Annotated in this window: 20 protein-coding genes; 4 read left to right on the top strand and 16 right to left on the bottom strand. The window is 68.2% G+C overall.

Going from position 1 to position 20,646, the window contains the following annotated elements; translation table 11 throughout:
• Positions 1 to 2: 2 nt before the first annotated feature.
• From nuoK to ACIPC1_RS35245, 11 genes are read right to left on the bottom strand one after another with little or no spacing between them, the layout of a single operon-like run.
• Entirely contained in the window at positions 3 to 302 is a 300-nt protein-coding gene (gene nuoK, locus ACIPC1_RS35295) for an NADH-quinone oxidoreductase subunit NuoK (RefSeq protein WP_003974374.1), read from the bottom strand.
• Positions 299 to 1,117 carry an NADH-quinone oxidoreductase subunit J gene (locus ACIPC1_RS35290; protein ID WP_402524654.1) on the bottom strand — a complete coding sequence of 273 codons (819 nt, stop codon included), beginning with the start codon at positions 1,115 to 1,117 and terminating at the stop codon, positions 299 to 301. Before ACIPC1_RS35290 ends, nuoK begins: the two co-directional genes overlap by 4 nt.
• Entirely contained in the window at positions 1,114 to 1,725 is a 612-nt protein-coding gene (nuoI, locus tag ACIPC1_RS35285; protein WP_402524652.1) for an NADH-quinone oxidoreductase subunit NuoI, read from the bottom strand. The genes ACIPC1_RS35290 and nuoI overlap by 4 nt, the downstream gene beginning before the upstream one ends.
• Positions 1,718 to 3,091, bottom strand: coding sequence for an NADH-quinone oxidoreductase subunit NuoH (gene nuoH, locus ACIPC1_RS35280; protein WP_402524650.1), 1,374 nt, complete (start codon positions 3,089 to 3,091; stop codon positions 1,718 to 1,720). The genes nuoI and nuoH overlap by 8 nt, the downstream gene beginning before the upstream one ends.
• Entirely contained in the window at positions 3,088 to 5,592 is a 2,505-nt protein-coding gene (locus tag ACIPC1_RS35275; protein ID WP_402524648.1) for an NADH-quinone oxidoreductase subunit G, read from the bottom strand. The genes nuoH and ACIPC1_RS35275 overlap by 4 nt, the downstream gene beginning before the upstream one ends.
• A complete protein-coding gene (gene nuoF, locus ACIPC1_RS35270) occupies positions 5,589 to 6,974 on the bottom strand; it encodes an NADH-quinone oxidoreductase subunit NuoF (RefSeq protein ID WP_402524645.1) in 1,386 nt (461 codons plus the stop codon). Before nuoF ends, ACIPC1_RS35275 begins: the two co-directional genes overlap by 4 nt.
• A complete protein-coding gene (nuoE, locus tag ACIPC1_RS35265) occupies positions 6,974 to 7,813 on the bottom strand; it encodes an NADH-quinone oxidoreductase subunit NuoE (protein ID WP_402524643.1) in 840 nt (279 codons plus the stop codon). The genes nuoF and nuoE overlap by 1 nt, the downstream gene beginning before the upstream one ends.
• On the bottom strand, positions 7,810 to 9,153 hold the full coding sequence (locus ACIPC1_RS35260) for an NADH-quinone oxidoreductase subunit D (RefSeq protein ID WP_384374232.1): 1,344 nt from the start codon (positions 9,151 to 9,153) through the stop codon (positions 7,810 to 7,812). Before ACIPC1_RS35260 ends, nuoE begins: the two co-directional genes overlap by 4 nt.
• A complete protein-coding gene (locus ACIPC1_RS35255) occupies positions 9,150 to 9,887 on the bottom strand; it encodes an NADH-quinone oxidoreductase subunit C (RefSeq protein WP_384374235.1) in 738 nt (245 codons plus the stop codon). The genes ACIPC1_RS35260 and ACIPC1_RS35255 overlap by 4 nt, the downstream gene beginning before the upstream one ends.
• Entirely contained in the window at positions 9,884 to 10,438 is a 555-nt protein-coding gene (locus tag ACIPC1_RS35250) for an NADH-quinone oxidoreductase subunit B family protein (protein ID WP_301983200.1), read from the bottom strand. The genes ACIPC1_RS35255 and ACIPC1_RS35250 overlap by 4 nt, the downstream gene beginning before the upstream one ends.
• 14 nt (positions 10,439 to 10,452) lie before the next feature.
• Positions 10,453 to 10,812 (bottom strand): NADH-quinone oxidoreductase subunit A, encoded by a 360-nt coding sequence (locus ACIPC1_RS35245; RefSeq protein WP_365439105.1) that lies wholly within the window; start codon positions 10,810 to 10,812, stop codon positions 10,453 to 10,455.
• A 713-nt stretch (positions 10,813 to 11,525) separates the two neighbouring features.
• On the opposite strand from ACIPC1_RS35245, the gene ACIPC1_RS35240 reads away from it, so the two are divergent.
• Together ACIPC1_RS35240 and def are read left to right on the top strand one after the other, a co-directional pair.
• Positions 11,526 to 12,362, top strand: a complete 837-nt coding sequence (locus tag ACIPC1_RS35240) for a C40 family peptidase (protein WP_402524638.1) — start codon at positions 11,526 to 11,528, stop codon at positions 12,360 to 12,362.
• Between the two features lie 279 nt (positions 12,363 to 12,641).
• Positions 12,642 to 13,271, top strand: coding sequence for a peptide deformylase (gene def, locus ACIPC1_RS35235; protein WP_402524636.1), 630 nt, complete (start codon positions 12,642 to 12,644; stop codon positions 13,269 to 13,271).
• Positions 13,272 to 13,351: 80 nt separating this feature from the next.
• Here the strand turns inward: def and ACIPC1_RS35230 are convergent, their stop codons facing one another.
• On the bottom strand, positions 13,352 to 14,647 hold the full coding sequence (locus tag ACIPC1_RS35230; RefSeq protein WP_402524632.1) for a geranylgeranyl reductase family protein: 1,296 nt from the start codon (positions 14,645 to 14,647) through the stop codon (positions 13,352 to 13,354).
• Positions 14,648 to 14,745: 98 nt separating this feature from the next.
• Between ACIPC1_RS35230 and ACIPC1_RS35225 the strand changes: the two genes are divergently transcribed.
• A complete protein-coding gene (locus ACIPC1_RS35225) occupies positions 14,746 to 15,252 on the top strand; it encodes a GNAT family N-acetyltransferase (RefSeq protein ID WP_384374247.1) in 507 nt (168 codons plus the stop codon).
• A 92-nt stretch (positions 15,253 to 15,344) separates the two neighbouring features.
• The gene (locus ACIPC1_RS35220; RefSeq protein ID WP_402524630.1) at positions 15,345 to 15,686 is read left to right on the top strand and encodes a PASTA domain-containing protein; all 342 of its coding nucleotides are present in this window, start codon (positions 15,345 to 15,347) and stop codon (positions 15,684 to 15,686) included.
• An 8-nt stretch (positions 15,687 to 15,694) separates the two neighbouring features.
• On the opposite strand, the gene ACIPC1_RS35215 is transcribed toward ACIPC1_RS35220, so the two are convergent.
• The 4 genes from ACIPC1_RS35215 to ACIPC1_RS35200 form a co-directional block, all read right to left on the bottom strand.
• A complete protein-coding gene (locus tag ACIPC1_RS35215) occupies positions 15,695 to 16,390 on the bottom strand; it encodes a demethylmenaquinone methyltransferase (RefSeq protein WP_402524628.1) in 696 nt (231 codons plus the stop codon).
• Between the two features lie 120 nt (positions 16,391 to 16,510).
• Positions 16,511 to 17,878: an acyltransferase gene (locus tag ACIPC1_RS35210; protein ID WP_402524625.1), complete on the bottom strand. Its 1,368-nt coding sequence runs from the start codon at positions 17,876 to 17,878 to the stop codon at positions 16,511 to 16,513.
• Positions 17,879 to 20,197, bottom strand: a complete 2,319-nt coding sequence (locus tag ACIPC1_RS35205) for a bifunctional polysaccharide deacetylase/glycosyltransferase family 2 protein (protein WP_402524622.1) — start codon at positions 20,195 to 20,197, stop codon at positions 17,879 to 17,881.
• A gap of 19 nt (positions 20,198 to 20,216) precedes the next feature.
• Positions 20,217 to 20,639 (bottom strand): hypothetical protein, encoded by a 423-nt coding sequence (locus ACIPC1_RS35200; protein WP_402524620.1) that lies wholly within the window; start codon positions 20,637 to 20,639, stop codon positions 20,217 to 20,219.
• Positions 20,640 to 20,646: the final 7 nt, after the last annotated feature.

Here is a 20,646-nt window from a genome sequence, read left to right as displayed (position 1 = left end):
CCTTACAGCTTCATCAGGCTGGCGTCGTCGACCGAGGCCGAGTGGCGGGAACGGAACAGCGACACGATGATCGCGAGCCCGACCACGACCTCCGCGGCGGCGACGACCATCGTGAAGAAGGCGATGATCTGGCCGTCGAGATTGCCGTGCATACGGGAGAAGGCGACGAACGCGAGGTTGCAGGCGTTGAGCATGAGCTCGATGCACATGAACACCACGATCGCGTTCCGCCTGATCAGCACACCGGTGGCGCCGATCGTGAACAAGAGAGCGGCGAGGTAGAGGTAGTTGACGGGATTCACTTCGACGCCTCCTCTGTCTTCGTGCGCTCCAAGCGTTCTTCGGCGCGCTGTTCCAGGGCCTTCAGGTCGCTCAGTGCTTCGGTCGACACGTCACGGATCTGGCCGCGGTCCCGCAGCGTCCTGTTGACCGTGAGCTCGGACGGGGTGCCGTCCGGGAGGAGGCCCGCGATGTCCACCGCGTTGTGCCGGGCGTACACACCGGGCGCCGGCAGCGGCGGGAGGTGCTTGCCCTCACGTACCCGCTTCTCGGACATCTCGCGCTGGGTCAGCGCCCGTTCGGTGCGCTCGCGGTGCGTGAGGACCATGGCACCGACGGCAGCCGTGATCAGCAGGGCGCCGGTGATTTCGAAGGCGAACACGTACTTCGTGAAGATGAGGGCCGCGAGGCCTTCCACGTTCCCGCCCGCGTTCGCTGCGGCCAGGCCGTTGAACTCCGTGAGGGACGCGTTGCCGATGCCCGCGAACAGCAGGATGCCGAAGCCGAGTCCGCACACCAGGGCCAGCCAGCGCTGCCCCTTGATGGTCTCCGTCAGGGAGTCCGCCGCGGTGACACCGACGAGCATGACCACGAAGAGGAACAGCATCATGATCGCGCCCGTGTAGACGACGATCTGCACGATGCCCAGGAAGTACGCGCCGTTGGCGAGGTAGAACACCGCCAGGATGATCATGGTCCCGGCGAGCGAGAGCGCGCTGTGCACGGACCTCTTCATGAAGACGGTGGACAGCGCGCCGATCACGGCGACGGTGCCGAGGACCCAGAACTGGAAGGCCTCTCCGGTGGAGGTGGAGTAGGCGGCGAGTTGAGCGCTCATGCCTCCACCCCCTCTTCCTCGGGCTTCTCGCCCCTGGAGACGGCGACCTGGCGCTCCGTACCGGGCGCGGCCTCCGTGACCAGGCCCCGGTAGTAGTCCTGTTCGTCCGTGCCGGGGAAGATCGAGTGCGGGCTGTCGACCATGCCCTCTTCGAGCCCGGCGAGCAGCTGCTCCTTGGTGTAGATCAGGTTGGCGCGGCTGCTGTCGGCGAGCTCGAACTCGTTCGTCATCGTCAACGCGCGTGTGGGGCACGCCTCGATGCACAGGCCGCACAGGATGCAGCGGGCGTAGTTGATCTGGTAGACGACGCCGTACCGCTCGCCCGGCGAGTAGCGCTCCTCGTCGGTGTTGTCCGCGCCCTCCACATAGATGGCGTCCGCGGGGCAGGCCCAGGCGCACAGCTCGCAGCCGATGCACTTCTCCAGGCCGTCCGGGTGGCGGTTGAGCTGGTGCCGGCCGTGGAACCGCGGGGCGGTGGTCTTGGGCTGCTCCGGGTACTGCTCGGTCAGCCGCTTCTTGAACATGGCCTTGAAGGTCACGCCGAAGCCGGCAACGGGGTTCTGGAAGCCCGGCTTCGTCTGCCCGGTCTCCTTGGGCTCCTCAGCCATCGGACCCCTCCTTTCCGTCACGAGATCCGCCAGTTGATCCGTCACTCGCAGTATCGGACCCACCACTGACAATCAACTCCCGCTCGCGGCGCGGACTGCGCCGTGGCACCGGTGGAAGCTCCTGCCCCGGCAGCGGCGGCACGGGGAATCCGCCGGCCATCGGGTCGAACGCCGGGGTCTCGGCGGGCACCTCCTCGGCTCCCTGCTTTTCCCGGAAGATGTCCGCGAGGAACGAGAGCAACAGCAGGACGAGGACGCCGCCGCCGACGTACAACGCGATGTCGGCGAAGTCGTAGTTCTCGTTCCTGAGCGTCCGCACGGTCGCGACGAGCATCAGCCAGACCACGGAGACCGGGATGAGGACCTTCCAGCCGAGCTTCATCAGCTGGTCGTAGCGCACGCGTGGCAGCGTGCCGCGCAGCCAGATGAAGAAGAACAGCAGCAGCTGCACCTTCACCACGAACCAGAGCATCGGCCACCAGCCGTGGTTGGCGCCCTCCCAGAAGGTGCTGATGGGCCACGGGGCACGCCAGCCGCCCAGGAAGAGCGTGGTCGCCACGGCCGAGACCGTCACCATGTTCACGTACTCGGCGAGCATGAAGAGCGCGAACTTGATCGACGAGTACTCGGTGTTGAAGCCGCCGACCAGGTCGCCCTCGGACTCGGGCATGTCGAAGGGGGCGCGGTTGGTCTCGCCGATCATCGTCACGATGTAGATCAGGAAAGAGACCGGCAGCAGGACGATGTACCAGCGGTCCTGCTGCGCGTCGACGATCGTCGAGGTCGACATCGACCCGGAGTAGAGGAACACCGAGGCGAACGCGGCGCCCATGGCGATCTCGTACGAGATCATCTGCGCGCAGGACCGCAGACCGCCGAGCAGCGGGTACGTGGATCCGGAGCTCCAGCCCGCGAGCACGATCCCGTAGATGCCCACCGAGGCGACCGCGAGGATGAAGAGCATCGCGATCGGCAGGTCCGTGAGCTGCATCGTGGTGCGGTGACCGAAGATCGAGACCTCGTTGCCGGAGGGCCCGAAGGGGATCACCGCGATCGCCATGAAGGCCGGGATGGCCGCGACGATCGGCGCGAGGACGTAGACCACCTTGTCCGCGCGTTTGACGATGAGGTCTTCCTTGAGCATCAGCTTCACGCCGTCGGCGAGCGACTGGAGCATGCCCCAGGGGCCGTGCCGGTTGGGGCCGATGCGCAGCTGCATCCAGGCGACGACCTTGCGCTCCCACACGATGGAGAAGAGCACGGTCACCATCAGGAAGGCGAAGCAGAAGACCGCTTTGACGACGACCAGCCACCAGGGGTCGGTGCCGAACATGGAGAGGTCTTCCGCGGCGAGGTACGGCGTCATGCCTCCACCTCCTTGGGGGCCTCGGTGGCGAGCGTCGCCGGGGCGATGCGGACGAGTGCGCCGGGCAGCGCCCCGGTGTCGGAGGCGACGCCCCCACCGGTGGAGTTCAGCGGGAGCCAGACCACCCGGTCGGGCATCTCGGTGATCTGCAGCGGCAGTTCGACCACTCCGAAGAGGCCGGTCACGGCCAGCAGGTCGCCCTCCTTGACGCCCGCCTCGGCGGCCGTGGCGGGCGACACGCGTGCGCGTGCCACGTGCCTGGTCCCGGCGAGCGCGTCGTCGCCCTCCTGGAGACGGCCCTGGTCGAGTAGCAGGCGGTGCCCTGCGAGCACGGCCTCCCCCGTGGCGGGCCGCGGCAGCCCCACCGCGGTCTCCAGGGGATCGGTGGCCCGCGGCCCGTCCCAGGCGCCCAGCCGGTCCAGCTCCCCGCGCGCGGTGCGCAGGTCCGGCAGACCGAGGTGTACGTCCATGGCGTCGGCCAGCATCTGCAGGACGCGCGCGTCGCTGGGCGCCAGCCGTCGGGTCATCTGGTCGGGCTTGAGCGCGGCCTCGAAGAGGCGTGCCCGGCCCTCCCAGTTGAGGAAGGTGCCTGCCTTCTCGACGACCGCGGCCACCGGGAGCACGACGTCCGCGTGTTCGGTGACCTCACTGGGCCGCAGTTCGAGCGACACCAGGAAGCCCACTTCGGAAAGTGCTTCACGCGCGCGTGCCGGTTCGGGAAGGTCGGCGAGCTCCACACCGGCGACGACCAGTGCCCGCAGCTCACCAGTGGCGGCCGCTTCGACGATCTGCCCGGTGTCGCGGCCGTGTCGGTGCGGGAGTTCGGAGACTCCCCAGGCCACCGCGACCTCGTCCCGCGCGCGCGGGTCGGTCGCCGGACGTCCGCCCGGCAGCAGCGTGGGCAGTGCCCCCGCCTCGATCGCGCCGCGCTCTCCGGCCCGGCGTGGAATCCACACCAACTGGGCGCCGGTCGCGGCTGCGGCCCTGACGGCGGCGGTGAGCCCGCCCGCCACGGCGGCCAGCCGCTCTCCGACAGCGATCACCGAGCCTTCGGCCTGCAGCGCCTCGGCGGCCTTGGCCCCGTCGCCCTCCAGACCGAATCCGCTCGCGAGCGCGTCCAGCCACTCGGTCTCGGTGCCGGGTGCGGCGGGCAGCAGCGTGCCGCCCGCCTTCTCCAGACCGCGCGTCGCGTGCGTGGCGAGCGAGAAGGTCTTCTGCCCGTGCCCACGCCACGCCTTGCGCAGTCGCAGGAAGACGCCGGGCGCCTCCTCCTCCGCCTCGAAACCGACGAGCAGGACGGCGGGTGCCTTCTCCAGAGAGGTGTACGTGACGCCCGTACCGTCGAGATCCCGTCCGCGTCCGGCGACCTTGGCGGCCAGGAAGTCGGCCTCCTCGCTGCTGTGCACGCGCGCGCGGAAGTCGATGTCGTTCGTGTCGAGGGCCACGCGCGCGAACTTGCTGTACGCGTAGGCGTCCTCGACGGTGAGACGGCCGCCGGTCAGCACACCGGTCCTGCCGCGAGCGGCCAGCAACCCCTGAGCGGCGGCTTCCAGGGCCTCGGGCCACGATGCCGGCTCAAGGACACCCTCCGGGGAGCGCACCAGGGGCGTCTCGATCCGGTCCCGCTGCTGGGCGTACCGGAAGCCGAACCGCCCCTTGTCGCAGAGCCACTCCTCGTTGACCTCGGGGTCGGCAGACGCGAGGCGCCGCATGACCTTGCCGCGCCGGTGGTCGGTGCGGGTGGCACAGCCGCCGGAGCAGTGCTCGCAGACGGAGTGCGAGGAGATGAGGTCGAAGGGGCGCGAGCGGAAGCGATACGCCGCCGAGGTCAGGGCGCCCACCGGGCAGATCTGGATGGTGTTCCCGGAGAAGTACGACTCGAAGGGGTCGCCCTCTCCGGTGCCGATCTGCTGGAGCGCACCCCGCTCGACCATCTCGATCATCGGGTCGCCGGCGATCTGGTTGCTGAACCGGGTGCACCGGGCGCACAGTACGCACCGCTCACGGTCGAGCAGTACCTGCGTGGAGATCGGGACCGGCTTCTCGTACGTCCTCTTCTTGCCCTCGAAGCGGGACTCGGCCTGGCCGTGCGACATCGCCTGGTTCTGCAGGGGGCACTCGCCGCCCTTGTCGCAGACCGGGCAGTCCAGCGGGTGGTTGATGAGCAGCAGCTCCATCACCCCGTGCTGGGCCTTTTCGGCGACGGGCGAGGTCAGGTGGGTCTTGACGACCATCCCGTCCGTACAGGTGATCGTGCAGGACGCCATGGGCTTGCGCTGGCCCTCGACCTCGACGATGCACTGGCGGCAGGCGCCGACCGGGTCGAGGAGCGGATGATCGCAGAACCGCGGGATCTCGATGCCGAGTTGCTCGGCGGCCCGGATGACCAGGGTGCCCTTGGGCACGCTGATCTCCACGCCGTCGATCGTCAGCGCGACGAGGTCCTCCGGCGGGACCGCCGCCTCCCCGCCTCCGGAGGGAGCGCTGGTGGTCACTGTCATGCGTTCACCTCCGTGTGGTGGTCCGCCCAGACGGTCGACTTGGCGGGGTCGAAGGGGCAGCCGCGGCCCGTGATGTGCTGCTCGTACTCCTCGCGGAAGTACTTGAGCGAGGAGAAGATCGGCGAGGCGGCGCCGTCACCGAGGGCGCAGAACGACTTGCCGTTGATGCTGTCGGCGATGTCGTTCAGCTTGTCGAGGTCGGACATCGCGCCCTTGCCTGCCTCGATGTCGCGCAGCAACTGCACGAGCCAGTACGTGCCTTCGCGGCACGGTGTGCACTTGCCGCAGGACTCGTGGGCGTAGAACTCGGTCCAGCGGGTGACCGCCCGTACGACACAGGTCGTCTCGTCGAAGCACTGGAGCGCCTTGGTGCCGAGCATGGAACCCGCGGCGCCCACTCCTTCGTAGTCAAGAGGGACGTCGAGGTGCTCGTCGGTGAACATCGGGGTCGAGGAGCCGCCCGGTGTCCAGAACTTCAGCCGGTGTCCGGAGCGGATTCCGCCGCTCATGTCGAGGAGTTGGCGGAGCGTGATGCCGAGCGGGGCCTCGTACTGGCCCGGATTGGTGACGTGGCCGCTGAGCGAGTAGAGCGTGAAGCCCGGGGACTTCTCGCTGCCCATCGACCGGAACCATTCCTTGCCCTTTTGCAGAATGGCGGGAACTGACGCGATCGATTCGACGTTATTTACAACAGTTGGGCACGCATAGAGGCCTGCCACAGCAGGGAAAGGGGGACGGAGCCGCGGTTGACCACGGCGGCCTTCGAGCGAGTCGAGCAGTGCGGTCTCCTCACCGCAGATGTACGCGCCTGCGCCCGCGTGCACGGTGAGCTGGAGGTCGAGTCCGCTGCCCAGGATGTTCTCGCCGAGGTAGCCCGCCGCGTAGGCCTCACGTACGGCCTCGTGCAACCGCCGCAATACGGGGACCACTTCACCACGTAGATAGATGAAGGCATGCGAAGACCGGATGGCATAACACGCGATCACAATGCCCTCGATGAGGCTATGCGGGTTCGCGAAGAGGAGCGGGATGTCCTTACAGGTTCCCGGCTCCGACTCGTCGGCGTTGACAACTAGATAGTGTGGTTTGCCATCACCCTGGGGAATGAACTGCCACTTCATTCCGGTAGGGAATCCGGCACCGCCGCGGCCACGCAGACCGGAGTCCTTGACGTAGGCGATCAGGTCGTCCGGCGACATGGCGAGCGCCTTGCGCAGACCCTCGTACCCCTCGTGCCTTCGGTAGACGTCCAGAGTCCAGGACTTCTCCTCGTCCCAGAAGGCCGACAGCACGGGTGCGAGCAGTTTCTCGGGGCTCGTCTCGCCCCCACGGTCGAATTCGCTCGCGTGGGCGGTGCCCCCGTTTTCGGGTGCCAAGGTCATCACTCCCCCTCCTCGACAGGACCCGCCGGGTGGGACGGGTCGGACGCCGACGTGTCCTGCGGCGCGTCGTGTGAGCTCAGGTGCTCGGCGGGCGGCTGGTCCTGGGGACCACGACCACGCGGATGTACTACGCGCGCAGGCTGCGTCTCGCCCTTGGCCAGGCGCAGCCCGATCAGTGAGGCCGGTCCCGCACTGCCGCCCGCCTCGACGGCGCCCTCGCGCTCGTCGGGGAAGCCCGCCAGGATCCGGGCGGTCTCCTTGAAAGTGCACAGGGGGGCGCCCCGGGTCGGATCGACGGGGGCTCCTGCGCGCAGGTCGTCCACGAGGCGCTTCGCGGAGGCCACGGTCTGGTTGTCGAAGAACTCCCAGTTGACCATCACGACCGGCGCGAAGTCGCAGGCGGCGTTGCACTCGATGTGCTCCAGGGTGACCTTGCCGTCGTCGGTGGTCCCGCCGTTGCCGACGCCCAGGTGATCCTGGAGGGCCTCGAAGATGGCGTCGCCGCCCATGACCGCGCACAGGGTGTTGGTGCACACACCCACCTGGTAGTCACCGCTCGGCCCGCGCCGGTACATGGAGTAGAAGGTGGCGACCGCGGCGACCTCGGCCGTGGTCAGGTCAAGCACCTCCGCGCAGAACCGCTGCCCCGTGCGCGTGACGTGGCCCTCCTCCGACTGCACGAGATGCAGCAACGGAAGGAGCGCCGAGCGGGAGTCCGGGTAGCGGGCGATGATCTCGCGCGCGTCGGTTTCGAGCCGGGCTCGGACGTCGTCCGGGTAGACGGGCGCGGGCAGTTGGGGCATGCCCAGGCCTACACCCTGGGAGGGAGTGGTGGTCACCGGTCGACGCCTCCCATCACGGGGTCGATGGACGCGACGGCGACGATGACGTCGGCGACCTGGCCGCCCTCGCACATCGCCGCCATGGCCTGAAGGTTGGTGAAGGACGGGTCGCGGAAGTGGACCCGGAAGGGGCGAGTGCCTCCGTCGGAAACGGCGTGCACCCCGAGTTCGCCCTTGGGTGACTCGACCGCCACGTACGTCTGTCCCGGCGGGACGCGGAAGCCTTCGGTCACCAGCTTGAAGTGGTGGATCAGGGCCTCCATGGAGGTGCCCATGATCTTTTTGATGTGGTCGAGGGAGTTGCCGAGTCCGTCGGGGCCGAGCGCGAGCTGGGCGGGCCAGGCGATCTTCTTGTCGGTGACCATGACCGGGCCGGGCTGTAGCCGGTCCAGGCACTGCTCGACGATGCGCAGGGACTGGCGCATCTCCTCCAGGCGGATCAGGAAGCGCCCGTAGGAGTCGCAGGTGTCGGCGGTCGGGACCTCGAAGTCGTAGGTCTCGTAGCCGCAGTAGGGCTGCGACTTGCGCAGGTCGTGCGGCAGGCCCGCGGAGCGCAGGACCGGGCCGGTGGCGCCGAGGGCCATACAGCCGGCCAGGTCGAGATAGCCCACGTCCTGCATACGGGCCTTGAAGATGGGGTTCCCGGTGGCGAGCTTGTCGTACTCGGGAAGGTTCTTCGTCATCTTCTTCACGAACTCGCGGATCTGGTCCACCGCGCCCGGCGGCAGGTCCTGGGCGAGTCCGCCGGGACGGATGTACGCGTGGTTCATCCGCAGGCCGGTGATCAGTTCGTAGATGTCGAGAATGAGTTCACGATCTCGGAAGCCGTAGATCATGATCGTGGTGGCGCCCAGTTCCATACCGCCGGTGGCGATGCACACCAGGTGGGAGGAGATCCGGTTCAGCTCCATCAGGAGCACGCGGATGATCGTGGCGCGGTCGGGGATCTGGTCCTCGATGCCGAGGAGCTTCTCGACGGCGAGACAGTAGGCCGCCTCGTTGAAGAACGGCGTCAGATAGTCCATGCGCGTCACGAACGTGGTGCCCTGCGTCCACGTGCGGAACTCGAGGTTCTTCTCGATGCCGGTGTGCAGATAGCCGATGCCACAGCGGGCCTCGGTGACCGTCTCGCCGTCGATCTCCAGGATGAGCCGGAGCACGCCGTGGGTGGACGGGTGCTGCGGACCCATGTTGACGATGATGCGCTCGTCGTCGGACTTCGCGGCGGACTGGACGACCTCGTCCCAGTCGCCGCCGGTGACCGTATATACGGCACCCTCGGTCGTCTCACGGGCCGCGGCGGCGGACGCGCCGGGGGAAGGGGTCTGCGTGCTCATGAGTACGACCTCCGCTGGTCCGGAGCCGGGATCTGGGCGCCCTTGTACTCGACGGGGATGCCGCCGAGGGGGTAGTCCTTGCGCTGCGGGAAGCCCGGCCAGTCGTCCGGCATCATGATCCGCGTCAGCGCCGGGTGACCGTCGAAGATCAGCCCGAAGAAGTCGTACGTCTCGCGCTCGTGCCAGTCGTTCGTCGGGTACACGGAGACGAGCGAGGGGACGTGCGGGTCGGCGTCAGGGGCGCTGACCTCCAGGCGGATCAGCCGGTTGTGGGTGATCGAGCGCAGGTGGTAGACGGCGTGCAGTTCGCGGCCCTTGTCGTGCAGGTAGTGGACTCCTGAGACGCCGGTGCACAGTTCGAAGCGCAGGGCCGGGTCGTCGCGCAGGGTCTGGGCGACGCGGAGCAGGTACTCGCGTTCGATGTGGAAGGTGATCTCGTCGCGGTCGACGATCGTCTTGTCGATCACGTTCTCGGGGACGAGTCCCTGTTCCTCCAGGGCGCCTTCCAGTTCGTCGGCGACCTCGTCGAACCAGCCGCCGTACGGGCGGGTGGTCGGGCCCGGCAGCCGGATCGAGCGGACCAGGCCGCCGTAACCGGAGGTGTCACCGCCGTTGTTGGCGCCGAACATGCCGCGCTGGACGCGGATCTCCTCGCCGCCCTCGCCACGACGGCCGGGCAGGTTGGAGGCGCCGAGATCCTTCTCGGGGTTGACCCCGTTGCTGGCGTCGCTCACCGCAGCAGCCCCTTCATCTCGATGGTGGGGAGCGCCTTGAGCGCCGCTTCCTCCGCCTCGCGGGCCGCCTCCTCGGCGTTCACGCCGAGCTTGGAGGTCTGGATCTTCTGGTGGAGCTTGAGAATCGCGTCGATCAGCATCTCGGGCCGCGGCGGGCAGCCCGGCAGATAGATGTCGACCGGGACGATGTGGTCGACTCCCTGCACAATCGCGTAGTTGTTGAACATTCCACCCGATGAGGCACAAACCCCCATGGAGATCACCCACTTGGGGTTGGGCATCTGGTCGTAGACCTGCCGCAGCACCGGCGCCATCTTCTGGCTGACCCGGCCGGCGACGATCATCAGGTCCGCCTGCCGCGGTGATCCGCGGAAGACCTCCATACCGAAGCGCGCCAGGTCGTAGCGTCCGGCGCCGGTCGTCATCATCTCGATGGCGCAGCAGGCGAGTCCGAACGTGGCGGGGAAGACGGACGACTTACGCACCCAGCCCGCGGCCTGCTCGACGGTGGTCAGCAGGAATCCGCTCGGCAGTTTTTCTTCGAGTCCCATGTCTTAAAGGCCCCTCAGTCCCATTCCAGACCGCCGCGCCGCCATACGTACGCGTACGCGACAAAGACGGTGAGCACGAAGAACAACATCTCCACGAGCCCGAAAACACCCAGGGCGTCGAAGGTGACGGCCCAGGGGTAGAGGAAGACGATCTCGATGTCGAAGACGATGAAGAGCATCGCCGTCAGGTAGTACTTGATGGGGAAGCGCCCGCCGCCGGCCGGCGTGGGGGTCGGCTCGATACCGCACTCGTAGGCCTCGAGCTTGGCTCGGTTGTAACGCTTTGGACCGATAAGCGTGGCCATAACCACGGAGAAGATCGCAAAGCCTGCCCCGAGGGCTCCCAGTACGAGGATCGGCGCATACGCGTTCACGCTCCTCGCTCCTCTCAGTCGGCGTTGACTGCTGGCGGTTGCGTCGGACAGGTACTCCCGCCCCGCGTGCTTCACGAGCTCCACCCGTCCCGGCGAAGATCGCGCACATGTGAAGCAGGTCACAAGCCCAACTGCCCCGCATCTTATGCCCGCCGGTCTGTGATCTGCGACACGGGGTACGACAACGACTTTGTGATCTCCACCACCTGGCGAACGATCATGAAGTCCGACGAGCGTCGATCTTCGTACGTGAAGCGTCCACCCGGTCACGAGAGGTGACATTTCCGCTCGTCACCCCAGGTCCAGGACGGCATCTCCATATCAAGAGACTTCAGCAGCAAGCAAATTGGTGCTGGACGCGTGGCCTTGATAGAGGGCTCGTTCACACATCAGTGGGAGGCCGACGGACGGATGTGGACGCGTGCACGCGTTCACGAGCGGCGACGGTCGGGGAGCCCGCGCGTGACGCCGTCGCCGCGGTGACCGTTCCGTGACCTGCGCCACATCTCCCTATGGTCCAAATAAGCCGGGCTTGGCCATCGATCCAACCGGTGATAGGCGACGGGCAATCCGGACGTAATGCGGAAAGCCCATGATCACGGGCTTGATGGGCGGTGTCCGCAATGCCCGTTACGGCGTCAATAAGGAGTGACGCCAGGTGAATTCGACACAAGGATTGAACAACTGTGGCGCAGCACACGTTTCTTGAAGGTATGAGGGAGTCCCTGGTACCGGTTGTTCTCATGTCCCACACCGCTCACATACGTAGCCACCGGAAACCCCGCCGCAACGGGTCGACGCTCGCGATGCGCGCCGGAGTTGCCGGTGGCGTTCTCAGCACCCTGGCAGTGGCCGGGGCGTCCGGTTCGGCGAACGCTGCCGAGTCGTCCACGACCCAGACGCTCGACCTGTCCGCTCTGACGGCCGACCTGGCCACTCAGATCGCGCAGTCCGCGGACGCCACCCAGCAGGCCGCCGCGAACTACGAGCTGGAGGCGGAGCGTGACGCTGCCGCCGCCGAGGCCGCGCAGCAGGCGAAGACGGACCTCGCCGACGCGAAGGCGAAGGCGGCGGCCAAGAAGAAGGCTGCCGACGAGGCCGCGCGCAAGGCCGCCGCCGCCGAGGCCGCCTCGCGCTCCTCGGAGCGGACCACCCTGTCCGCCTCGACGTCGACGACCGTCTCCGCCCCGGCCAGCGGCAGTGTCGCGACCGTCATCGCCTTCCTCCAGGCGCAGGTCGGCGACGCGTACGTGATGGGCGGCACCGGCCCCAACTCGTGGGACTGCTCCGGTCTCGTGCAGGCCGCGTTCAAGCAGGCCGGCGTGGACCTGCCGCGCGTCTCGAGTGACCAGTCGACGGCCGGTACGCCGGTCTCGCTGTCCAACCTCGCGGTCGGGGACATCCTGTACTGGGGCTCGGCCGGTTCGGCGTACCACGTGGGTGTGTACATCGGCGGCGGCCAGTACCTCGATGCGGCCAACCCCTCCAAGGGTGTGGTGATTCAGGACCTTTCGGGCTACCCGGCCACCGGTGCGGTGCGCGTCCTCTGAGCTGAGTCGCAGCATCGAGCCGAGTCGCGCGATTGAGTTGCGTCGCACGATTCTTCACGGTTGAGGGCCGTCGTTCGGGAGAGCGGCGGTCCTTTCGCCGTGCCCGGTGTGCCGCCGGCGCTGTGCGGGGTGCGCCCTGGCGCTGTGCGGGGTGCGCTGTGGCGCTGTGCCAGGTGTTCTGCTGTCGTGGAGCCGCAAGGCTCCCCGCGAGGGCCCACAAGGGTTCACAGGGGGCCCACAAGGGTTCACAACAGCCCCACACCTGAAGGAGACACAGCTATGCCCCGAGTGTTCGTACAGGGCAAGCCCGTCGACTCGTACCCGGCGCTCTCGCCGGAGGCCCGGCGGGGAGTGGTGCGCCGGATCACCGAGGTCGGGGAGGAGGTGCTGCACCGGCCGTGCCGGGACGTCACCGAGTTCGGCCCCGATCTCGCGGCGCTCATCGGCGACATGTTCCTGACGATGCGTGTCGCGGACGGAGCGGGCCTCGCCGCCAATCAGGTGGGCGTCGATCTGCGCCTGTTCGTGTACGACTGCCCGGACGACGACGGAGTCCGGCATGTCGGCCATATCGCCAACCCGGTCCTGGATCAGCTCGCCCCGGCCGGACGGCGGCTCCTCGACGAGGGCGAAGGATGCCTGTCGGTGCCGGGCGCCGTCATGGACGTACCCCGCCCCGATCGCGCCGTCGTGCGCGGCTTCGACAAGGACGGGAACGCCCTCACGATCGAGGGAACGGGCTACTTCGCCCGCTGCCTCCAGCACGAGACCGACCACGTCAACGGGCAGGTCTACCTGGACCGGCTCTCCAAGCGGGAACGGCGGGAAGCGCTGCGGCAGATGGCGGACCGGCGTGAGCGGGTTGTCACCCGCCGCGCGGCCAAAGAGGCCGGGCTGAGCGGACAGTAGGCCGCCATGCCCCGCCCGGCGGCCAAGGCCCAGGTTGGGGGCCACCTTGGTAGGACCGAGTCAGAGGTGGTCCCGCATGATCATGATTTCGGAGCGACCTTCGACAGTCCGTTGATGATGCGGTCCATCGCATCGCCGCCCGTCGGGTCCGTCAGGTTGGCGAGCATCTTCAGCGTGAACTTCATCAGGATCGGGTGGGTCAGGCCGCGCTCCGCCGCGATCTTCATGACCTTCGGGTTGCCGATGAGCTTCACGAAGGCGCGGCCGAGTGTGTAGTAGCCGCCGTAGGTGTCCTTGAGCACGCGCGGGTAGCGCTGGAGGGCCAGTTCACGCTGGCCGGAGGTGGCCCGCGCGTGCGCCTGGACGATGACGTCGGCGGCGATCTGCCCGGACTCCATGGCGTAGGCGATGCCCTCGCCGTTGAAGGGGTTCACCAGGCCGCCGGCGTCGCCGACCAGCAGCAGCCCCTTGGTGTAGTGCGGTTGGCGGTTGAAGGCCATGGGGAGGGCGGCGCCGCGGATCGGGCCCGTCATGTTGTCCGGGGTGTAACCCCAGTCCTCCGGCATCGAGGCGCACCACGCCTTGAGGACTTCGCGCCAGTCCAGTTCCTTGAAGGAGTCGGAGGTGTTCAGGACTCCGAGGCCGACGTTCGACGTGCCGTCGCCCATCCCGAAGATCCAGCCGTAGCCGGGGAGAAGACGGTCCTCGGCCCCCCGGCGGTCCCAGAGCTCCAGCCAGGACTCCAGGTAGTCGTCCTCGTGACGCGGCGAGGTGAAGTACGTACGGACCGCGACGCCCATCGGGCGGTCCTCGCGGCGGTGCAGGCCCATCGCCAGGGAGAGGCGGGTGGAGTTGCCGTCGGCCGCGACGACCAGCGGCGCGTGGAAGGTGACCTCGCGCTTCTCGCCCGAGTCGCCCAGCTTCGCGTGGACGCCCGTGATGCGGCCGGTGCGGTCGTCGATGATCGGGGCGCCGACGTTGCAGCGCTCGTAGAGGCGCGCGCCCGCCTTCTGGGCCTGGTGCGCGAGCTGCTCGTCGAAGTCGTCGCGCTTGCGGACGAGTCCGTAGTCGGGGAAGGAGGCGAGATCCGGCCAGTCGAGCTGGAGGCGGACGCCACCGCCGATGATGCGCAGGCCCTTGTTGCGGAGCCAGCCGGCCTCTTCCGAGATGTCGATGCCCATGGAGACGAGCTGCTTGGTGGCGCGCGGGGTCAGTCCGTCGCCGCACACCTTCTCCCGTGGGAACGCGGTCTTCTCCAGGAGCAGGACGTCGAGTCCGGCCTTGGCCAGGTAGTACGCGGTGGTCGAACCGGCTGGCCCGGCCCCGACGACGATGACGTCGGCGGTGTTTTCGGAGAGGGGCTGGGGCTCGGTCACGGCGGGTTCTCCCCAAGATTCGCAATCAACGTGCCGACGGGCACTGGACATGGGCAGTCTATGCAGCGGTACTGATCACCTGGCTGAAGGGCTGCCCCGTGAACCGAGCTCTCCCCGACGTGACACTCCGAGTCCCCACCGACGAGGACGCCTTCGCCTGGCACCGGATCTTCGCCGACCCGGAAGTCATGGAGTTCCACGGGGGCAGAAGGGCCGAGCTGTCCGTGTACGAGGAGCTCACCGCGCGGCAGCGCCGGCACGACGCGGAGCTGGGTTTCTGTCTGTGGACCCTGGTCGGCTCCCAGGGTGAGGTGCTGGGGTTCACCGGGGCGCAGCCATGGCCGTACGCGTGGGGGCCGACGGGGCAGATCGAGATCGGCTGGCGGCTCGGCCGGGCGCACTGGGGCAAGGGGTATGTGACGGCCGCCGCGCGCACCACCCTGGAGCGGCTCCGCGCGGCGGGCGTCTCCGATGTCGTCGCCGTGGTCGACTCGCGCAACGAACGCTCCATCGCCGTGACGAGACGGCTCGGCATGGAGTTCGCGGAGGCGGTCACGTCGCCGGCCTCGCCCCTGCCGGCCCACAGGTTTCATCTGGCCCTCTGACGGCCGCGGAACGGCCACCGGCCCCTCGCCCGACGGCTTCCGGAAGGGCACGGCCGGGGCTTACCCTTCCGGTACCGCTGGGGGTGACGTCCGTGCGCCTGACACCCAAGACACCCGAAGTGCGCGTACCGCGGCTCGTGGGCCTGATGGCTGTGGACGCGCGTGAGACGGCCGAAGCGCGAGGTGTGCTGCTCGCCGCGCCCGACCGGCCCGACTTCCATCTCACGGTCGTCGACTATGTCGTACGGCAGTATCCGCCGCCCGATGCGGAGGTGCCGCGCGGCACCGTGATCACCGTGTGGTTCGACTTCGGGGACGCCGAGGGCGGCGGGGGCGCGGGGGTGCATGAGCCGCGCCGGACCGGTCCCCCGCCGGGCGGTCTGTACCGCGAACTCGACGAGCCGGGCGACCCGTTCGAGGTCCTCAGGTACTGAGCCTTGGGTCAGGAGGTCTTGAAACCCCGGTGCAGTGCCACGACCCCGCCCGTCAGGTTCCGCCACGCCACCTTGGACCAGCCCGCCTTGCGCAGGCGTTCGGCCAGCGCGGGCTGGTCGGGCCAGGCTCGGATGGATTCGGCGAGATAGACGTACGCGTCGGGGTTGGAGGAGACGGCGCGGGCGACCGGCGGCAGCGCGCGCATCAGGTACTCGGTGTAGACGGTACGGAAGGGCGCCCACGTCGGGTGCGAGAACTCGCAGATCACGACCCGGCCGCCGGGCTTGGTCACCCGGTACAGCTCGCGCAGCGCCTCGTCCGTGTCCTGCACGTTGCGCAGCCCGAAGGAGATCGTGACCGCGTCGAAGGTGTCGTCCTTGAAGGGCAGCTTCGTCGCGTCGCCCGCCGTCAGCGGCAGCCAGGGGTGGTTCTTCTTGCCGACGCGGAGCATCCCGAGGGAGAAGTCGCAGGGGACGACGTACGCGCCGGTGCGGGCGAAGGGGAGGGACGAGGTGGCCGTGCCCGCCGCCAGGTCCAGGATCTTCTGCGCGGGCCGCGCGTCGACCGCCTTCGCGACCTCCTTGCGCCACACCCGGTCCTGGCCGAGGGAGAGCACGTCGTTCGTCAGGTCGTAGCGTTCCGCGACGTCGTCGAACATCGAGGCGACTTCGTGCGGCTGCTTGTTCAGGGATGCGCGGGTCACGCCCCCATTGTGGCAGTACGGGCCGGGCGACTCTCCGGCGCCCGGCCCGTACGCCGGTCTCCAACAAAACGGGCTTAACGGTCTACGGCCTTATCGGCCTGCGGGCTACGGGCTACGGGCTTACGGCAGCAGCTTCGGCTTCTTCTTCGCCGCGACGTCCTCGACCCAGCCGAAGAGCGGGATCGCGATCCAGATCAGCACCCAGCCGATGCCGAACATGAACCACTGGCTCTCCAGCGGCAGCCATTTCTCGAACGCGGGAACCTTCCAGAACTGGTCGATCAGTGGAACCGCCAGTACCAGTGCGATCTCGTGCCAGAGATAGATCGTCACGGCCCGCCCATTGAAGATCGTCACGATCCTGTCGAGCCGTTTGAAGCGGGCCAGCCACCCGAAGTCGACGTCGCGGTACGCCTTGAAGTACATCAGGAGCGTCACGAAGCCGGCCGACCAGAAGGCCTGGGCGAGCGGGATCTCGTCCAGGTCGTACGTCCCGAACTCCCCTTGGTGGGAGAAGGCGTACCAGCCGCCGTACGCCAGCGCGGCCAGCGCCGCCAGGACCACCGGCGGAGGTCTCAGCCGCTGGAGCACGCCTTCGCGGTGCGCGAAGCCGACGAGCCAGCAGAACAGATAGGTGGCCAGGTCCGTGATCGCGCTGCCGAAACGGTTCCACGGCGGCGTCCACCCGTACTGGAAGACCACGATCGGGACGAGGGAGAGCAGCAGGACCGGAATCGGTGCCTTCCGGAAGATCCACAGGAGCAGTGGCGACAGCAGCACGAACCAGAGATAGGTCCGCAGGTACCAGAGGATCTCCCAGGCCTGGACGCCCCAGTGGTTGCCCGGCGGATCGCCGACCGGCACGATCCAGAAGACGATCTGCCAGCCCGGCATCCAGTCGTGGATCAGCATCGCCACCACGACGAAGAACCCCCAGAACCAGAACGGCGGAAGCAGCCGCCGCATCCGGCTCCAGACCACCTTGAGCGCGGGGCGCTCCAGGGATTTGGCCATCAACGTGCCGGCGAGCGCGAACATCACGCCCATCGACGGGAAGACCAGGCCCGCCCATGCCCAGCCGAAGGTGTGGTACGCCACCACGCGGACGAGTGCCACGGCGCGCAGCGCGTCGAAGTAGCGGTCACGGCCGCCGGCCTTCGGCTTGGGCGGGGGCTCCGCCTCCTGCTCCGGCTCTTCCGGTACGGGGTCCGGTGGCTCGGCCCGGACGGGGGTCAACGACGCGGTGGTCGAGACCCCTTCCGGCTCCTCGGGAACGTACTGCCAGGGCTGCTCGTACTGCACGGGCTGCACGGGCTGCACAGTCTCCCGATACGGCTGCACGTACCCCTGGTCGTACTGCCGCGGGTACCCCTGCACGTACGGCTGAGGCTGCTCCCCGTACCCGTACCCGTACCCGTACGCATATCCCTCCTGCCCCGACTCCCCCGACTGCCCCGACTCCCCCGGTTGCTCCGCCCCCCAGCTCATCTAGCTCACCCCCGCCGGAGTCCCGACCTCGCCCGTGCGCTTGAGCTTCTGCCAGCGGAGTCGTCCGCCGGTCAGTGCCGTGACGCTGGAGTGGATCAGGACCAGGTACATCATCTGGCGGTAGGCGAGTTGCTGGAGCGGCATCATCGCGAGGTAGCGGTACTTCTCCTTGTCGAGGCGGAACGCGTAGGCCGCGCAGAAGAGTTGGATACCGAGGACGGCCAGCCAGGCGAGCAGCGCAGCCTTGAAGTCCACGAAGATCATCGAGTAGACGGTGAACACGTCGATGAGCGGCGCGAAGATCGGCGTGAAGATCTGGAAGATCACCACGAGCGGCATGCCGACGCGGCCGAAGCGGCCCGAAGGGCCCCTGTCCGTCAGGGACTTGCGGTGCTTCCACAGCGCCTGCATGGTGCCGTACGACCAGCGGTAGCGCTGCGACCACAGCTGTTTGAAGGAACCCGGCGCCTCCGTCCAGGCGATGGCGTGCTCCTGGTAGACGACCCGCCAGCCGCCGCGGTGCATGGCGATGGTGATGTCGGTGTCCTCGGCGAGCGTGTCCTCGCTCATGCCGCCGACCTCAAGCACCGCGTCCCGGCGGAACGCGCCGATGGCGCCCGGGATGGTGGGCATGCAGCGCAGCAGGTCGTACATGCGGCGGTCGAGGTTGAAGCCCATCACGTACTCGATGTGCTGCCAGGCGCCGATGAGGGTGTTGCGGTTGCCGACCTTGGCGTTGCCCGCGACCGCACCGATCTCCGGGCGGGCGAAGGGCTGCACGAGCTGGTGCACGGCGTCCGGCTCGAAGACGGTGTCGCCGTCCATCATCACGACGAGGTCGTAACTCGCGTTGCGCACACCGTTGTTGAGGGCGGCGGGCTTGCCCGCGTTCTCCTGCCGGATGACCCGGACGTTCGGCATGCCGAGCGACTCCGCGATCTCCTTGGTGCCGTCCGTGGAGCCGTCGTCGACGACGATGATCTCGATCGGATGGGTGCTCTCGGCCAGCGAGCGGAGGGTGTTGGCGATGCACTCCTTCTCGTTGTACGCGGGCACGATCACGGTCACCGGCCTGGTGACGGTCGGCCCCCAGCTGAACTCGCCGCGCTTGCCGCGTTTCCTGTTGCGCTGTCTGTGGTGCCGGCGGGCGAGGATCAGCATCATGCCGAACCTGCCCATGACGGCGAAGCCGACGACGCCCAGGAACCAGGCCAGTACCGGTACGACCCACTCGGCGACCGCGACCGCCGCGACGAGTGCCTTGCCCTCGTAGAGGGTGGCGCCGGTGGCCTTGGTGTGGGCCGACTGCTCGGTGTTCCGGCCGGCGGTGCCCTGCGCCACCGGTGACTGCTGACCGGACTGACCGGACTGCGCGGACTGGGCGGACTGACCGGGCTGCTGAGCGACCCCGACGGCCTCAGCGTCGCCCGAGTCCTGACTGCGCAGCTTGGCCTCGGCGCCGCTGACCGTGGTGAAGGAGTACCCCTTCGCCTTCATGTCCTTGATGTACGTGCCGAGCGCGGCGACCGTCTGCTCGCGGTTGCCGCCGGCGTCGTGCATCAGGACGACGGCGCCCTTGTCGTCCTTCGGCGTGGCCCCCTTGATGATCTCCGAGACACCCGGCTGCTTCCAGTCGTCGCTGTCGTCGTCGACGAAGACGGTGGTGTAGTCCAGGGCGCCGACCTCCTCGTAGACCGGCCAGCTGTAGTTGTCTACGGCGTCGATCTCGGCGGAGTACGGGGCGCGGAACAGCGTCGTCTGGATCCCCGCGGCACCCGCCAGGGCGAGCTGCGTCTGTTTCAACTCGCGCTGGAGCCGCGCCGTGCTCTGGTAGGAGAGGTCGACGTGCGTGAAGGTGTGGATGCCCACCTCGTTGCCCTGGTCCACCAGGTCCTTCACGATGCCCGGATTGCGCGAGACCGCCGAACCGACCATGAAGAACGTGGCTTGTACGTCGTTCTCCGCAAGGATCTTGAGGATCTGGGGAGTCCAGGTCGGGTTGGGACCGTCGTCGAAGGTGAGCACGATGGTCTTGTCGGGCACGGACTGCGTCTTCTCCGCCCCATCGTCGAACGTCAGGATGGGGCCGCCGTCAAGGACCTTCTGGGGAACCTTGTCGTAGGCCGCGCCGTCGCGGACGCGCGAATCGTTGCCGATCTCCGAGCGCAGATATCCGTCGAGGAGCATCACGCTGGAGAGGGCCACCAGGAGCAGTACGGCAAGGATCACACGCGGTTTCTGCAGCGCCGCGGCCCTGCCGGCGGCCCGCTCCATCCTGGAGGGGGCCCGTCGGCGGCCGCGCGAGGTCGTCGTAGTCATAAGTGTCGGTGCGCTCCGGTCAGTTGGCGCCGGTGGAGGCGGACGCGGAGGCGGAGGCGGACGCTGAGGGGGACGCGGCTTCGTCCGTGGGTACGTCGGTGGGCGATGCGGTGACGGGCTGTGCGGGCGGGGTTCCGGTACGGGCCAGGCCGCCCGGCAGCTGCCCGTGGCCGCCGGTCCCGGGCGCCCCGCCCGCCTCGCCGCCCCTGAAGGGAAGCAGTGCGGAAGGCGTCACCGAGATGCCCCAGCCCATGAAGGTCATGCCGAGCACGACCGCGTACCCGAGGCAGACGACACCGAGGAGGGTGCCCATCCGGCGCAGCAGACGTGATCTGCGCCCGGAGTTGTCAACGAACACGGGACCGTCCGCGGACCCGTTGCCACGTTTCTTGCGGCGGCCACTCATAGTGGTGCGGTTTTCGATGGCGGACTCGGATTGCATTCACCAG

The sequence above is a fragment of the Streptomyces sp. NPDC087263 genome, assembly GCF_044744645.1.
Lineage (GTDB): Bacteria > Actinomycetota > Actinomycetes > Streptomycetales > Streptomycetaceae > Streptomyces.
Note: the sequence above shows the minus strand (reverse complement) of the source record. Positions and strands in the feature narration are given on the sequence as shown.